The organism is Trinickia sp. (assembly GCF_051953955.1).
GTDB lineage: Bacteria > Pseudomonadota > Gammaproteobacteria > Burkholderiales > Burkholderiaceae > Trinickia.
Map to the genome: position 1 here is coordinate 34,504 of NZ_JBQCIF010000113.1, position 12,995 is coordinate 47,498.

A 12,995-nucleotide genomic window follows, 5' to 3' on the forward strand; every position below is an offset into this window, starting at 1 on the left:
TTTTTTTAAGCCACGCTGCATACATTTCAGGCGCGCTGGCGCACCATGCCGTTGCGTTTCAAGTGCTGCCACGGCCGTTGCTTTTCGCTTTTTGCTTTCGCTTTTTCATTCACGACGATGAGGTCCGCCATGTCTCATCCACTGATTGCATCGCTCGGCGTCGCATGTTTGATCGGCGCCTTCCCGCTCGCCGCCCACTCTGCCGAAGACACGGCCTTGCCGGCCACCAACCCGCTGTTGTCGGCCAACCTCGCTCGAGACGGATTCAAAATGTTGCGCGTCAAGGCAGGCACCAGCAGTTCGACTGCCCGCATGACGCCCGTCATCTACGGGCCTGATTTCATTCCGAAATGGCAGACGAAGGCCGTATCGCCCGACGCGGGCGCGTCGAAGCTAGAAGGCGAGCGGTTCAAATTCCGATAACGAAGACCACCGCCGCCGGCCGGCATACCCGGGAACAAATCTGCAAACGATCGACCCAAGCGGGCCGCGCGCGATAACCGTGCGGCCAGTTCTACCCTGCCTATCGGTCAAGCAACCCCTATAGCATCGCAACGACACGTACGTTGCCGCTGTCGGTCGAGGGCACGACCTTCTCGCCGACGCGCCGGAACGTAATCGAGACGGTCCCCTCGCCCACGCGCAGGTTGCGGACCTCGATCCAATCGATGCCTTCCGGCAGCGCCGGCTGATCGATCCGCACTTCGCCGCGCTCGGCATCCACCGTCATGCCCAGGCACGCCTCGAGCATCATGAACGGCGCACCCGCCGCCCATGCTTGCGGCAAGCAAGCCACCGGGTAAGCCGTGGGCGGTTCGCCACGCCGGCGGCCCAAACCGCAAAAGAGCTCGGGCAGCCGCATGTCGAAGCTGACGGCGGCTTCGAACAGCGCCTGCAGCAAATGCACCGCCGCCTGCTTGTTGCCGTAACGCGCCAGCCCCCGCGCGCAGAGCGCGTTGTCGTGCGGCCAGACGGAGCCGTTGTGGTACGCCATCGGGTTGAAGCGCGCTTGCCCCGCGGCCAATGTCCGCACGCCCCAACCCGTGTGAAAGAGCGTCGATTGCAGATGCCGCGCGACCGCTTCGCCGCGCGCACGAGTAGGCAGCCCGAATGCGAGCAAGTGCCCCGCGTTCGATGCCAGCACGCGACACAGTTCGCCATGCCCATCGAGTGCAATGCCGTAAAAATCGGCTTCGGGCATCCAGAACAGCGCTTCGACGCGCTCACGCAACGCCGTGGAACGGGCCGCGTAACGCGCGGCGTCTTCGGTCAAACCGCGCTGCGTCGCGAACTGCGCCATCGTGTCGAACGCGGCGCAGGCATACGCCTGCACCTCGACGAGCGCAATCGGCCCTTCGGGAAAACGTCCGTCCGCGTGAAACACCGAATCGTGGCTGTCCTTCCAGCCTTGGTTGGCCAACCCGCGGTCGGACTCGCAGCGATAGTCGACGAGACCATGCAGATTCTTGTCGCAAACGCCCGCCACCCACTTCGCCGCCCGCTCGAGCGCCGGCCACAACTCGGCAATCAACGCATAGTCGCCCGTGCGCGCCGCATACGCCCCGGCGAGCACGATGAACAGCGGCGTCGTATCCACACCGCCGTAATAGAGCGCAAACGGCACTTCCCCCGTCGCCGCCATTTCGCTCTTACGCATCTCGTGCATGATCTTGCCCGTGGCGGCATCGCGAAACTTCGAATCTTCGAGCGCTTGGTGCTCCGCCAGAAAACGCAGCACGCCGCGTGCGAGCCAGGGCTGCAACCACAGCGTCTGCAGTGAAGTGATGACCGCGTCGCGCCCGAACGGCGTCGAAAACCAAGGAATCCCCGCATACGGATAGGGGCCCGTCGGCAAGTCCGTCGTCAAAAGGCTCAGATCGGCGAACGAGCGCTCGAGCCACGCGTTGAACAGCGGGTTGCTCGACCGCAGCCGCGCGGTCGCACGGCGCCGTTCGCGCATCGACAAATGCGCGTTCGCCAGCGCGGCCCGCACGGCGGCCCGCCCGACGCGCGGGCGCACCGCATCGATCTGCGTCAAGTGGGCCGGATTCGAGCTATGCGGCGGCTGGGCGACCTGCACGCCGGGCGCTTCGGCGCCTCGAGCCCCCGCTGTCGAATGGGTATGCGCGGCGACGGACAAGTAGATCGACACGCACGCATGCGCCGACAGTTCGACCGTGTAGTCGGCTCGGTCCGCGAACAGATGGTCCGGCGTCGGCGTAAAGGCGATATCCACGCATCGGCGTACCTGATCGAGCCCGACGTAGGCCAGCCTCACGTCGTCCTGCCCGACGTGAGTCGGCTCGACGGCGCCGTGCTGCGTCCGCTTCAGGCCCCGCACCTCGAACATGTCCTTGAAATCGGCGGCGAAGGAAATCGAGAGCGGCACGACGGCATCGCTGAACCCGTAGTTCGTCAGCGTGATGGCCTCGTAGAGCACCGTGCCGCACAGCACGCGCAGCCGTTCGACGTGAATGACGCCTTCGGGCGTGCCCTCCCCGCCGAGCGGCGGCAGCGGGCGATTCGTCAAATGCGCGGTAAAGGACGCGTTGTCGCTGCTGACGTTGCCCGACAGCAGCGAGGGCGCGCGCCCGCCGAACGTCAGTCGCAGTTGCGACAGCATGCGCATGTCGTTGACGAACAAGCCGTCGTCGACACCGTTGATGTCGCCGAGCGGATCGTTCACGACGAAGGCGTCGCCCGACTTGAGCACATACTGGCTCGTGCGTGCGATGTACGGGTGCTCCGGCGCGATGAACGCGCCGTCGGGCTCGCCGTGCAACGGCGCGCCGGTTTGCGCGGGAGTGTCGGTCAGTGCGTCGGTATCGAGCATCGTCTGGCTCCGGTCGGTTGGAGGGGGCGCTCAAGCGCTTGGGGATCAGTGCAAACGCGGTGCCCGCGCCTCGCCGTTCACTCCCCGTCGCGGATGAATTCGTCGACGTGGCGATTGAACGCGCTCGGATGCGCGAGGTTCATGCCGTGCGATGCACCGCGTATCGTATGGCGCCGGACATCGGGCAACCAACCCTCGAGCAGAGTCACGTTGCGCCGAAACAGTTCCGGACTTTTCTCGCCGTCGATCAACATCGTACGACATCGCAGGCTCCATGCGGCCTCGCGCGTGTAGGCAGGCAGCGGATCTTGAAACTGCAGCGGCAACGTCGACGCGTTGTCGAGCGCCATCGCACGGAACGCCGGCGTGCTCTTCGCCCAGGAGCCGACGCGGCTCACGGAATCGACGAACAATTGCAGCCCCGCCTCCGGCTCTCCCCGCTCCACGAGCTCGGCCGCCTTGGCTCGCAATGGATTGACAGTGTCGGGCAGCACCGCGTTCGGCGGGCACGAAGGCGACAATGGGCCGCCGGGGTCCGCCAACGTCAAGCTCTGCACGTGCTGCGGATGGCGCGCGGTGAATTGAAACGCCACCGCACCGCCGCGCGAATGGGCCACGACGTGCGCGGGGCCACCGCCCAGCTTTTCCACGAATTCGGCGAGCTCGTCCGCATGTTTGCTCCAACTGAACGGAAAAGTCCGCGGTAACCCTGCCGCAGGCCAATAGTGCGTCAGGCTCACGGCGACACAGCGGTAGCGCGCCGATAGCCCCGCTAGCTGAGGCTGCCAGTACCGGTAATCGCAAAGCGAGCCGTGCACGAACAGCACGAGCGGGCCGGCGCCGCGCTCGACGTAGGGCATTCGTAATCCGCCGTGCAGATCGATCGAGCGAACTTCATCGGGTGGGATGACCACGGCGCGCCGCGTGGCGGAAGGTTCCGCGCTCATCCGATCGCCCTCGCTCATGCGTCGAAGCGCAGTTCGGCGTCGACGGTTTGGCCGATCGCCAGCGTCTGCCCGACGCCCGCAACGATGATCGCGTTCTGCCCGAAGGTGACGGCGCCATCGACGCGACGGTCGGAACGGTAGGTGCTCATGGTGTCCGTCGGTTCGTTCGGCCAGCGCGGATCGGGCGCGCCGCTCGTCTGATCGATGTTCGGGATCGGGCAGCGCGTGCATGGCTTTACGATGCGCAACGCGACTTCGCCGCCGGCTGCCGCGATGCGAATGGCGTCCGCATAGTCCTCTTCGTAAGCGTCGATCCCCGCCAGCACGAGGTTCGGCCTGAAGCGGTTCATCGGAACCGGCTCGACGCCCCTACCCGTCAAGCGTGCGTTGAGATCGGCGAGCGAAGCTTCGCCGAGCACGAGCAACGGATAGCCGTCCGCAAACCGCACGAGCGACGTGGCGCCACCCGTCCATTTACGGCTCGCCGTGCGTTCGGAACCAGGCCTGAAGCGCACGAGGCGCATCTGCGCACCGAGGAGATCCGAGAACCAGCGCGCGGCTTCATCGCCCGCGTCGAGCGCGGGCACGATGTCGTCCCAAACCGTCGCATCGATCCTGGCTGCGCCGTCCAGCGCGGCCGCGTCGACGGGCAAGTTCAGGGTCGCCATGCCCGGCGCCCGCACTTCGAGCGTGTCTGCGTTCAGCGCCGGCTGAACGAGCGCGAGGCTCGGCTGCGTCCGTTGAGTGACGAAGCGACCCTGCGCGTCGATCACCATCCAGTTGCGGTCATGCTCGAGGCCGTAGGGCGTCAAGCGAACGGTGTCGCGCGTGATCGCGCCGCACGATTTGATGGGATAAACGTTGAGTTGGCTAATGGAAGGCATGGCCGGCCGGCGCACAGTGACGCGGATGAGCAAACGCCGATGGTAACACCGCGCCGCGCCGCCCGTAGCAAGGCGGCACGGTTGCTCGGCGTGCTTGGACGGAGCGCCGGTGCTGCGAGCGCATCCGAGCCGCGGGACGCGGCGCGGCCGGCGGCACTACGCGTCGGCGCTATTGAAGGAAGGAAGCGGAATCGACGCAGCCGGCCGCCGCGCCAGCCCCGCGCACGGCGCAGGTCAGCGGCTCCTTCGCCACTCGGACCTCGAGCCCGGTCTCCTCCGCGAGCCGTTGATCGAGATGGGCGAGCAACGCGCCTCCGCCCGTCAGCACGATGCCCGTGTCGGCGATGTCGGTGACGAGTTCGGGCGGCGCGTTTTCGAGCGCGTTCTTGACGGCGGCGATGACGGCCTTCAGCGGCACGGCCAGCGCTTCGGCGACGTCGTGATTGATCAGCTCGATCGTTCTGGGCAGTCCGTCGGACAAGCTGCGGCCGACCGCGCACATACGCTCGTGCGGCACGTTCGCCGTCGCCGTGCCGATCGTCTTCTTGACGACTTCGGCCGTCTGATCGCCGATGATGACCCCGTAGACACTGCGCACGTGGCCGATGATGGCCGCATCGAATTGGTCTCCGCCGACGCGCACCGACGTTTGATAGGCCACACCGCCGAGCGAGACGACGCCCACCTCCGTCGTACCGCCGCCGATGTCGACGACCATCGAGCCGCGTGCCTCCGATACCGGCAAACCCGCGCCGACCGCCGCGGCGAGGGACTCGCCGATCAGCGTCACGCGCGACGCGCCGGCCGCGAGCGCGGCTTCCCGAATCGCACGGCGTTCCACGGCGGTGGCGTTGGACGGCACGCATATCGTGAATTCGGCGCGGCGCCCGAACAACGAGCGCAGCCGCGCCATTTCGACGAATTCGCAGAACATCTGTTCGGCGGCAGAGAAATTGGCAATGACGCCGTGCCGCATCGGCCGGATGGTCTCGACGTTGCCGGGCGAGCGGCCGAGCAGTTGCTTCGCTTGATCGCCGACGGCCGTGACGCGGCTTCGTCCGGCATCCGTCGATTTCTGAAAGCAGACCACCGACGGCTGGTTGAGTACGATACCCTTGCCGCGCGTATAGATGAGGGTGTTCGCCGTGCCGAGATCTACCGCCACGCTTTGCGGGAACAGCCGATCGAAGAATGCATGATGCGACATCGTTGACTCTCTCTGGGATTGAGCACAACGGTATGCGTCCCGTCACAACGGGCGAGGCGCCTCGTGTGTCCGTTGCGGGTAGCGCGGTGAGGCCATGCCCCCTTTACGGCAGCGGTACGCGCAACTTTAGGGGTTCGTTGTATTTTTCTCTTGTGCACTGCGGCACGGGCCCGCCCTTCTTGAGCGCGCGTCGGGCTGGCCGAATGGCCGTTGTTTCCGCTCGAACGCGCATGCGCTTCCTTCGCGTGGCATTCTTCTCGCTACAGCGTTCCCTTCCCTCGAACTCATTCGTCTCTTCATGCGCACTACGCTTCGTCGGCTGCTTCTGCTGTTTTGCGCGCTGCGTTATGGCGCGAAGCTCCTGTGGGCTGCCGCGCCGCACAAAAACAAGCTGCGGTGGTTCGTGCATCTCGCCTCGCGCCTACATGCTTCGCCCGGCGCGCAGGCCTCGCTGCATCGCGCGCTGCCGCAGTTGGGGCCGCTGCTCGCCGCATTCACGGAGCATGCGTCGGCCCATCCGGACTCGCTCGCCCGTTCGGTCCACGACGTCTTCGCGTTGCTGGCCCGCGCCCGGGCCGCGCTCACCGAGCCGCTGCCGCCGGAAAAGGTCATCCCCGCGCTCGCGAAAGCCATGGGGCGTGCACCCGAGTCGGCATTCGCCTCGATCGAACGCGTTCCGGCGGAAAGCGGGATCGCCGAGCAAGTCCACAATGCGCGGCTGCGCATGCGCGAACGCACTGAACGCGAAGACGGCGGCTATGTCGATTCCGTGGTCAAGCTGCTGCGCGTCGAAGAAGTCCAGCGTATCGGCGACGATCTCGCCGTCCTGGCGTGGGTTGCACGGCTGCTCGAGCGGTTCGTGCCGGCCGCCCGCGAACTCGGGCTGCACACCATGGCCCAGTCGCTTGGCGCCGAAATCCAGCGGCACTTCGACTTACGCGCCGAAGCGGCCAACTTATCGCAAACGAGCCGGCATTTCGGCGACGACGAACGCGTCGTCGTGCCCGACGTCGTTTGGGAACTGAGCACCGATCACGCGCTCGTCGTCGAACGCATCGACTCGGCGGCCATCACCGATTTGGAAACCCTCCGCTTGCGGGGCATCGATCTCGAAGCGCTGGCCGAGCGCATCGTCGAAGTCGTCGTCGAACAGGCATTCGCGCACGGTTTCTTTCACGCCGCGCTCGATGCCGAGCGCCTGCGCGTGAGCGTCGAACCCGCAACGCTCGGCAGGCTCGTGTTCGGTGAGGGCAAGACGATGGCGACGTTGACGGAACCCGAACGCGAATTCTTCATCCACGGCGCCGGCGCACTGTTCGCGCAGGATTACGGGCGGCTCGCGGCCATGCATCGGGAGGCCGGTCACGTCGAGCCCGATACGCGCGACGAAATGCTCGGTGCCGAGCTTCGCACGCGCGCGGAACCGCATTTCGCTGCACCGAACGAGCAGCGTTCGCCGGCCGCGCTGCTGGCGCATCTGCTCACCGCCATCGAGCCTTTCGGCGGCGCGGTGTCGCCCGCCCTCACACTCGCCCACCAGGCGCTCGAGCGGGCGGAATCGCTCGCGCTCCATTTGGCGCCGGGCGTCGATACCTGGCGCGTCGTCGAAGGCACGCTCAAAGCCCTGGCTCGCGAGGACCTGAGCCATCGAGGCTGGGTCAAACGGCTCTCGCGCGAGTTGCCGCATCTCGCAGGACTGCCTCGCCTGCCCACGCTCGTCGTGCAACGGCTGCAGCAACTGCACGATGGTGGGCGCGAACGGCACCAATCGGCCGCATGGCTCGCCGAGCTGCGCCAAGAAGAACGCCTGACGCGGCGTCTGTTGTGGGCCTGCGCGGTGGGAGGCGTCCTGCTTGGTGCGGGCGCGATTTGGCTCGCGCGCTAGCGCCTCCCTCGCGCGCGGCGCATGAGGCACGGCGCTCAATCGGCCGTGTCCGCGCCCTCGGGCACCCGCGCCCGGACATCGGGCCGGGGCGGTGGCGACCATGAAGGCCGCGACGTGGCTCCCGAGTCGACGACCACCAGGTAGCGGCCGGCCCAGGGCGTCACCGCCCGGTCCGGGTGGAGCACCCACAGCGAGAAACCCGCATCGGCCATCGCCTGATAGCCGGCGTCGAGCACGCCGAAGTGGTCGAGAAACCGGTCCAGCGAACCCGGAATTCGCACACACCCCTTCGAGTGGCGGATGCCGAGCAATGGCTCGAGCTTGTCGGGATCGGTCGCATGCATCTGAAAACGCATCGAGGAAACGCCGCCCTTGCCCCATCCTCGCTGCGCATCGGTCCAACCGAAGTCGAAGATCCTCGAGTCGCGCGCGCCATAGCCGCGGATACCGTTCTCGTTCAATGTCCCCTCGGCGCGGAAATCCATGTTCTGCGGCGTATGCTCGAACACGCCGACGGGGGTGACGAAATGGTCGTAGCGGCCGGGCCAGCCGGTGGAGACCGGCGAAGCGCCGATGAGCGTCCATACTCGCTTCGAGTCGCCGCGAAAATAGATGAACAAAGCTTGGACGTTCGGATTGCGATCGACGAGCACGACGTACTGCCGCGCCAGCGCACCGAGTCCTTTCTCGGACAATGCCGCCTGCAACCGCTGCCCATAGGCATTCTGATCGGCCGGCGTAACGTCGAGGCGCCGCGTGACGTCGCTTTCGAATTGGCTACGTAACTCGAGCGCATCGCGCGGATCGAGGTGCGCGGCGAAGTCGACTGCCTGTTGAGCCGCATCGGCAACGGCCGCCGAGGCTGCCGACGCTGCCGACGCTGCCGAGGTAGAGGATGCTGTCGATGCAGCGGACGCAGCCTGCATCAATGCCGCGGAGGCGGAGGAACCGCCGGCTGCCCTCTTGTCGACGGCACTAGATGCAGCCGATGACGGGGCAGCCGGCCTAGCCGACGCGCCTTTGGGCGAAGCCGCCGATGCTTCTGATGCGCCCGATACCGACGATGCCGACGATGCCGCCGAGGCCGCGGATGCCGGACACGCGATCGCCGTGCAGACCGTCAAGCAAGCGAGGATGGCCCCGGTTCTCCTTCGAGTGACACCCTTGCACCCAATCGAGTGCCGATTGAAGACTTGACGCTCGCCAAACGCATGAATCTGCCGACACAGGCCGCGTCGACCAGAAAGACTTACCCCTCTCATCCATTGCCCACCGTAGAAAGTGCTTGTTTACCGGTCAAGCAAATCCCGTGCGTGGATGCCAATCTCAAGCTCCAGACTCTAAGCAACAACCAACAACCAACAACCAGTCGATGGTGTTGCGTCAATGCTTCACGACCGCGCCGGCGCCTGAACCGGCGCTCGCCCCATCCACATCGGGTGACTCGACGACGGCGAGCGGCAGCCTCACGGTCAGTGCAAAACCTTCCCCGGGTGCGGTGACGACCTTGATCTCGCCGCCGAGCCGTGCGGCCCGCTCGCGCATGCCGAGCAACCCGAACGACTTGCGGCTGCGCCGCGCGTTGGGTAGCGCACCGCGGCCGTTGTCGCTGATCTTGACGACGCAGAACGGCTCGTCGCGCGCGATCTCGATGTTGGCCTCGCTCGCGCCCGAATGCCGCGCGATGTTCGTCAATCCTTCCTGCACCATGCGAAACACCTCGGTGCCGCTGTCGCGATTGAACGCCACTTCGTTCATGTCGAGTTGGGCGTTGACGACGATCTGATGCCGCGCCGAAAACTCCTGAATGAACCAATCGATGGCGGGAATCGGACCGAGATCGTCGAGCATCACGGGCCGCAAATCGGCTGCGATCCGGCGCACCGAAGAGACGAGCTGATCGATGAGCCCATAGATCGCGCGCAGCCCGCCGGCGGCGGCGTCATCGATCTTGTTTTCGATCTTCTCCTCGAAGTGCGTCATATCGATTTTGAGCGCCGTCAGCAATTGGCCCAGATCGTCATGCAGCTCGCGTGCGATGCGGGTCTTCTCCTCTTCGCGGATATGTTCGATGTTCGCCGACAAGCGCTGCAATTCCTCGCGCGATTCGCGCAGCGCTTCGGCCGCGCGCCGCCGATCCGTGACGTCCAAGATCCATCCGACCATCCGGTACGCGGTGCCCGACGCATCCCAGAGCGCTTGAGCGCGCGACTGAATCCATCGGTAGTCCCCCGCCCGCGTGCGCACGCGATATTCGATGTCGTACGGGCGCCGATTCTCGGTGTGCGCCCTCAATGCGAGCATGACGCGCTCGACGTCGTCGCGGTGAATGATGTCGTAGTGCGCTCGCATCTCGTTCGGCAGTTCGTCCTCGGCATGGCCGACGATCTCGCGAAAATGCACCGACAGATACATTTCTCCGGTGCGCAGATTCCAATCCCACAGGCCCGCGCTGGCGCCGCTGACGGCCAACTGAAACCGCTCCTCGCTCGCGGCGAGCGCGGTGAGTGCCCGATGGCGCTCGATCGCATAACGGATCGCGCGACTGAGCAGCGCCGCCTGGATCTCGCGCTTGAGCAGATAGTCTTGCGCGCCCTCCTGAATCGCGACGAGCCCCACGGAGATATCGCCAAGGCCCGTCAAGACGAGCACGGGCGTATCGGGCGCGACGTGCCGGAAACGGCGAAACGTATCGATCCCGTTCCCATCCGGCAGGCCGAGGTCGAGCAAGACGACGTCGAAACGCGTCTCTTGCGCGTGCGCGAACGCCGCGGCAAGCGACTCGGCATGCGTCAGCTCGTGTTCGAAGTCGCTGATGTCGACCAGCGCCTCGCCGATGATGAGCGCATCGGTCGGGCTGTCTTCGACGAGCAAGACTTTGACGGACGACGGCGTATTCAAGGGCGGACCGGAGGCAGAGTGACGACACCGAACCAGAAATCGTTGATGCTGCGCACGACGTCGATGAACTTGGCGAAATCGACGGGCTTCGTGATGTAGCAATTCGCATGAAGGCAGTACGACTTCACGACGTCTTCCTCCGACTTCGACGTCGTCAGCACCACCACGGGAATGTTGCTCAGCTCGGGGTCTTGCTTGAGCTCGTAGAGCACTTCACGTCCGCTCATGCGCGGCAGGTTCAGATCGAGAATGATGAGCCCGGGGCGCGTGACCGGCTTGTCCGCGTACTTGCCCCGGCGTTTCAGGTAGTCCATGGCGTCGACGCCGTCCTCCACGATGTCGAGCGGATTGAGGACCTTGTATTGCACCATCGCCTCTTTCGTCAACATGACGTCGGTGGGACTGTCCTCGACGAGCAGAATGTGAACGAGCTTACCGCTGTCATCGCGTAGCATGGGTAACACTCCTCGGAACGATGCGTTAGCCGGCGCTTGCCCCCGCCGCGCGAGGCAAGGTGAAGAAGAACGTCGTGCCCTCGTCGGGCTTCGACTCCAACCAGATCCTTCCTCCGTGATGCTCGACGATGCGCTTGCACAGTGCGAGCCCGAGCCCCGTGCCCGGATATTCGCGGCGCGTATGCAAGCGCTGGAAGATCACGAAGATGCGTTCGAAGTATTGCTCCGCAATACCGATGCCGTTGTCCGCGACAGATATCCGCCACTCGTCGCCGAGCGGCTTCGCGCCGATATGAACGTGCACCGGGCGGTCTTTTTTCCGGAACTTGACGGCATTGCCGATCAGATTCTGGAAGAGCAGCGTCAACTGCGTCGGAATGCCCTGCACCGTCGGCAACGGATCGTGCGTCACCTGCGCCCCTGTCTCGTTCAGGACGACGGCCAAGTTCTTCAAGGCGAGATCGAGCGCATGCTCGATGGAGATAGGCTGCTTCGGGTCTTCGAGACGCCCCACGCGCGAATAGCTGAGCAGATCGTCGATCAACGTCTGCATGCGCGTCGCACCATCGACGGCATGGCCGATGAATTCGTCGGCGCGATCGTCGAGCTTGCCCTCGTAGCGCCGCTGCAAAAGTTGCAACGGCCCGGCCACCGCGCGCAACGGCTCCTGCAGATCGTGCGACGCCACATACGCGAATTGCTCGAGGTCCCGGTTCGAGCGCGCGAGTTCGTCGGTGCGCTGCCGCAATTGACGTTCGGCACGGGCGCGCTCGGTGACGTCGTGCAAGACGAGCACGGACCCGACGAGCCGCCCTTCGGAATCGAACGTCGGGGCACCGTTCGCGTCCACGTGCGTTCGCTTGCCGTCGCGACCGATCAGCATGGTGCCGTCCGAATGCTCGATCGGACGCCCCTCGCGGATCGCGATGATGGCGGGGTTCTCGGCTCGGCGGCCATCCGTGCTGTGCTCGAAGCCCAAGATCTCGTCGACCGGATGACCGAGCGCCTCGCCGGGAGGCCAGCCCGTCAACGTCTCGGCCACGCGGTTGAAATACGTGACGCGGCCTTCCGTGTCGGTGGCGATCACCCCATCGCCGATGCTCGCGAGCGTCACTTCGAGCAACTCCTTCTGCTCGAACATCGAGGCGGTCAATTCCGCCGCCTGCCTCAGCAGGCGCCGTGAGAGCGCGCCGAACGACAAGCAGATGAACACGGTCAAAAGTCCGGACGCGAGCCCGACGGCAACCGCCAAGTTGCGCGTGCGCCGAGCCGCCGCCTGGCGGGCCGCCAATTGGGTGGCCACGTCGCGCTCCATCTCGGCGACGATGGCACGGGCGCGATCCATGAAGAGCTTGCCCGTATCGTTCGAGACGATCGCCTGCGCCGCTGCGAATCCCTGTGCACGGCGCAGGTCGATGACCGAACGCAGTTCGCGGCGCTTGTCCTCGAGCAGCGTGCGCAAGCGTGCGAGCCGCTGCTCTTGGACAGGGTCCTGCGCCAGCAGCGCCTTCAAACTGTCGAGTTGCGCCCCCATCTGCGCTCCGGCTTCGTGATACGGCTCGAGATATTCGTCGCGCCCAGTGATGATGAACCCGCGCTGCCCCGTTTCGGCATCGCGCGCCAGCGAGAGCACGCGCTCGAGATCTTTGTAGACGACGTTCGAATGATCGACCTCCGCTTCGCTGTTATAGAGGCTCACCGTGCCGAACGCGCCGATGCCGGCCGTGATGAGCATCAGCAGGCCGATGAACGGCCAACCCCAGCGGACCCACGCCCACCCCGGAACCCCAACGCCAAACCGCTCGACCGCGCTCTTCATTTCCTATTGACCCCGAATGTGCACAGCGTTGCTCTATTACAAGATAGGAAATTCGACTGATGAA

The 12,995-nt window shown here is 65.4% G+C and carries 10 protein-coding genes; 2 read left to right on the forward strand and 8 right to left on the reverse strand.

The window, feature by feature from the left end; all coding sequences use genetic code 11:
* Nucleotides 1-129 precede the first annotated feature (129 nt).
* Nucleotides 130-423 (forward strand): hypothetical protein, encoded by a 294-nt coding sequence (locus tag ACTHNZ_RS20830; protein ID WP_440544480.1) that lies wholly within the window; start codon nucleotides 130-132, stop codon nucleotides 421-423.
* A 118-nt stretch (nucleotides 424-541) separates the two neighbouring features.
* Here the strand turns inward: ACTHNZ_RS20830 and ACTHNZ_RS20835 are convergent, their stop codons facing one another.
* The 4 genes from ACTHNZ_RS20835 to ACTHNZ_RS20850 form a co-directional block, all read right to left on the reverse strand.
* Nucleotides 542-2,833, reverse strand: a complete 2,292-nt coding sequence (locus ACTHNZ_RS20835) for an amylo-alpha-1,6-glucosidase (protein WP_440544481.1) — start codon at nucleotides 2,831-2,833, stop codon at nucleotides 542-544.
* 77 nt (nucleotides 2,834-2,910) lie between these two features.
* On the reverse strand, nucleotides 2,911-3,693 hold the full coding sequence (locus ACTHNZ_RS20840) for an alpha/beta fold hydrolase (protein ID WP_440544531.1): 783 nt from the start codon (nucleotides 3,691-3,693) through the stop codon (nucleotides 2,911-2,913).
* 101 nt (nucleotides 3,694-3,794) lie between these two features.
* Nucleotides 3,795-4,664 carry an MOSC domain-containing protein gene (locus ACTHNZ_RS20845; protein WP_440544482.1) on the reverse strand — a complete coding sequence of 290 codons (870 nt, stop codon included), beginning with the start codon at nucleotides 4,662-4,664 and terminating at the stop codon, nucleotides 3,795-3,797.
* Between the two features lie 169 nt (nucleotides 4,665-4,833).
* On the reverse strand, nucleotides 4,834-5,871 hold the full coding sequence (locus ACTHNZ_RS20850; RefSeq protein WP_440544483.1) for a rod shape-determining protein: 1,038 nt from the start codon (nucleotides 5,869-5,871) through the stop codon (nucleotides 4,834-4,836).
* Nucleotides 5,872-6,169: 298 nt separating this feature from the next.
* On the opposite strand from ACTHNZ_RS20850, the gene ACTHNZ_RS20855 reads away from it, so the two are divergent.
* Complete coding sequence (locus ACTHNZ_RS20855) at nucleotides 6,170-7,756, forward strand: ABC1 kinase family protein (protein WP_440544484.1); 1,587 nt, start codon at nucleotides 6,170-6,172, stop codon at nucleotides 7,754-7,756.
* 35 nt (nucleotides 7,757-7,791) lie between these two features.
* On the opposite strand, the gene ACTHNZ_RS20860 is transcribed toward ACTHNZ_RS20855, so the two are convergent.
* From ACTHNZ_RS20860 to ACTHNZ_RS20875, 4 genes are all read right to left on the reverse strand, one after another.
* The gene (locus tag ACTHNZ_RS20860; protein ID WP_440544485.1) at nucleotides 7,792-8,682 is read right to left on the reverse strand and encodes a L,D-transpeptidase; all 891 of its coding nucleotides are present in this window, start codon (nucleotides 8,680-8,682) and stop codon (nucleotides 7,792-7,794) included.
* A gap of 457 nt (nucleotides 8,683-9,139) precedes the next feature.
* Nucleotides 9,140-10,657 carry a PAS domain-containing protein gene (locus ACTHNZ_RS20865; RefSeq protein WP_440544486.1) on the reverse strand — a complete coding sequence of 506 codons (1,518 nt, stop codon included), beginning with the start codon at nucleotides 10,655-10,657 and terminating at the stop codon, nucleotides 9,140-9,142.
* Nucleotides 10,654-11,112, reverse strand: a complete 459-nt coding sequence (locus ACTHNZ_RS20870) for a response regulator (RefSeq protein ID WP_440544487.1) — start codon at nucleotides 11,110-11,112, stop codon at nucleotides 10,654-10,656. Before ACTHNZ_RS20870 ends, ACTHNZ_RS20865 begins: the two co-directional genes overlap by 4 nt.
* 25 nt (nucleotides 11,113-11,137) lie before the next feature.
* Nucleotides 11,138-12,931 (reverse strand): sensor histidine kinase, encoded by a 1,794-nt coding sequence (locus ACTHNZ_RS20875; RefSeq protein WP_440544488.1) that lies wholly within the window; start codon nucleotides 12,929-12,931, stop codon nucleotides 11,138-11,140.
* Nucleotides 12,932-12,995 lie beyond the last annotated feature (64 nt).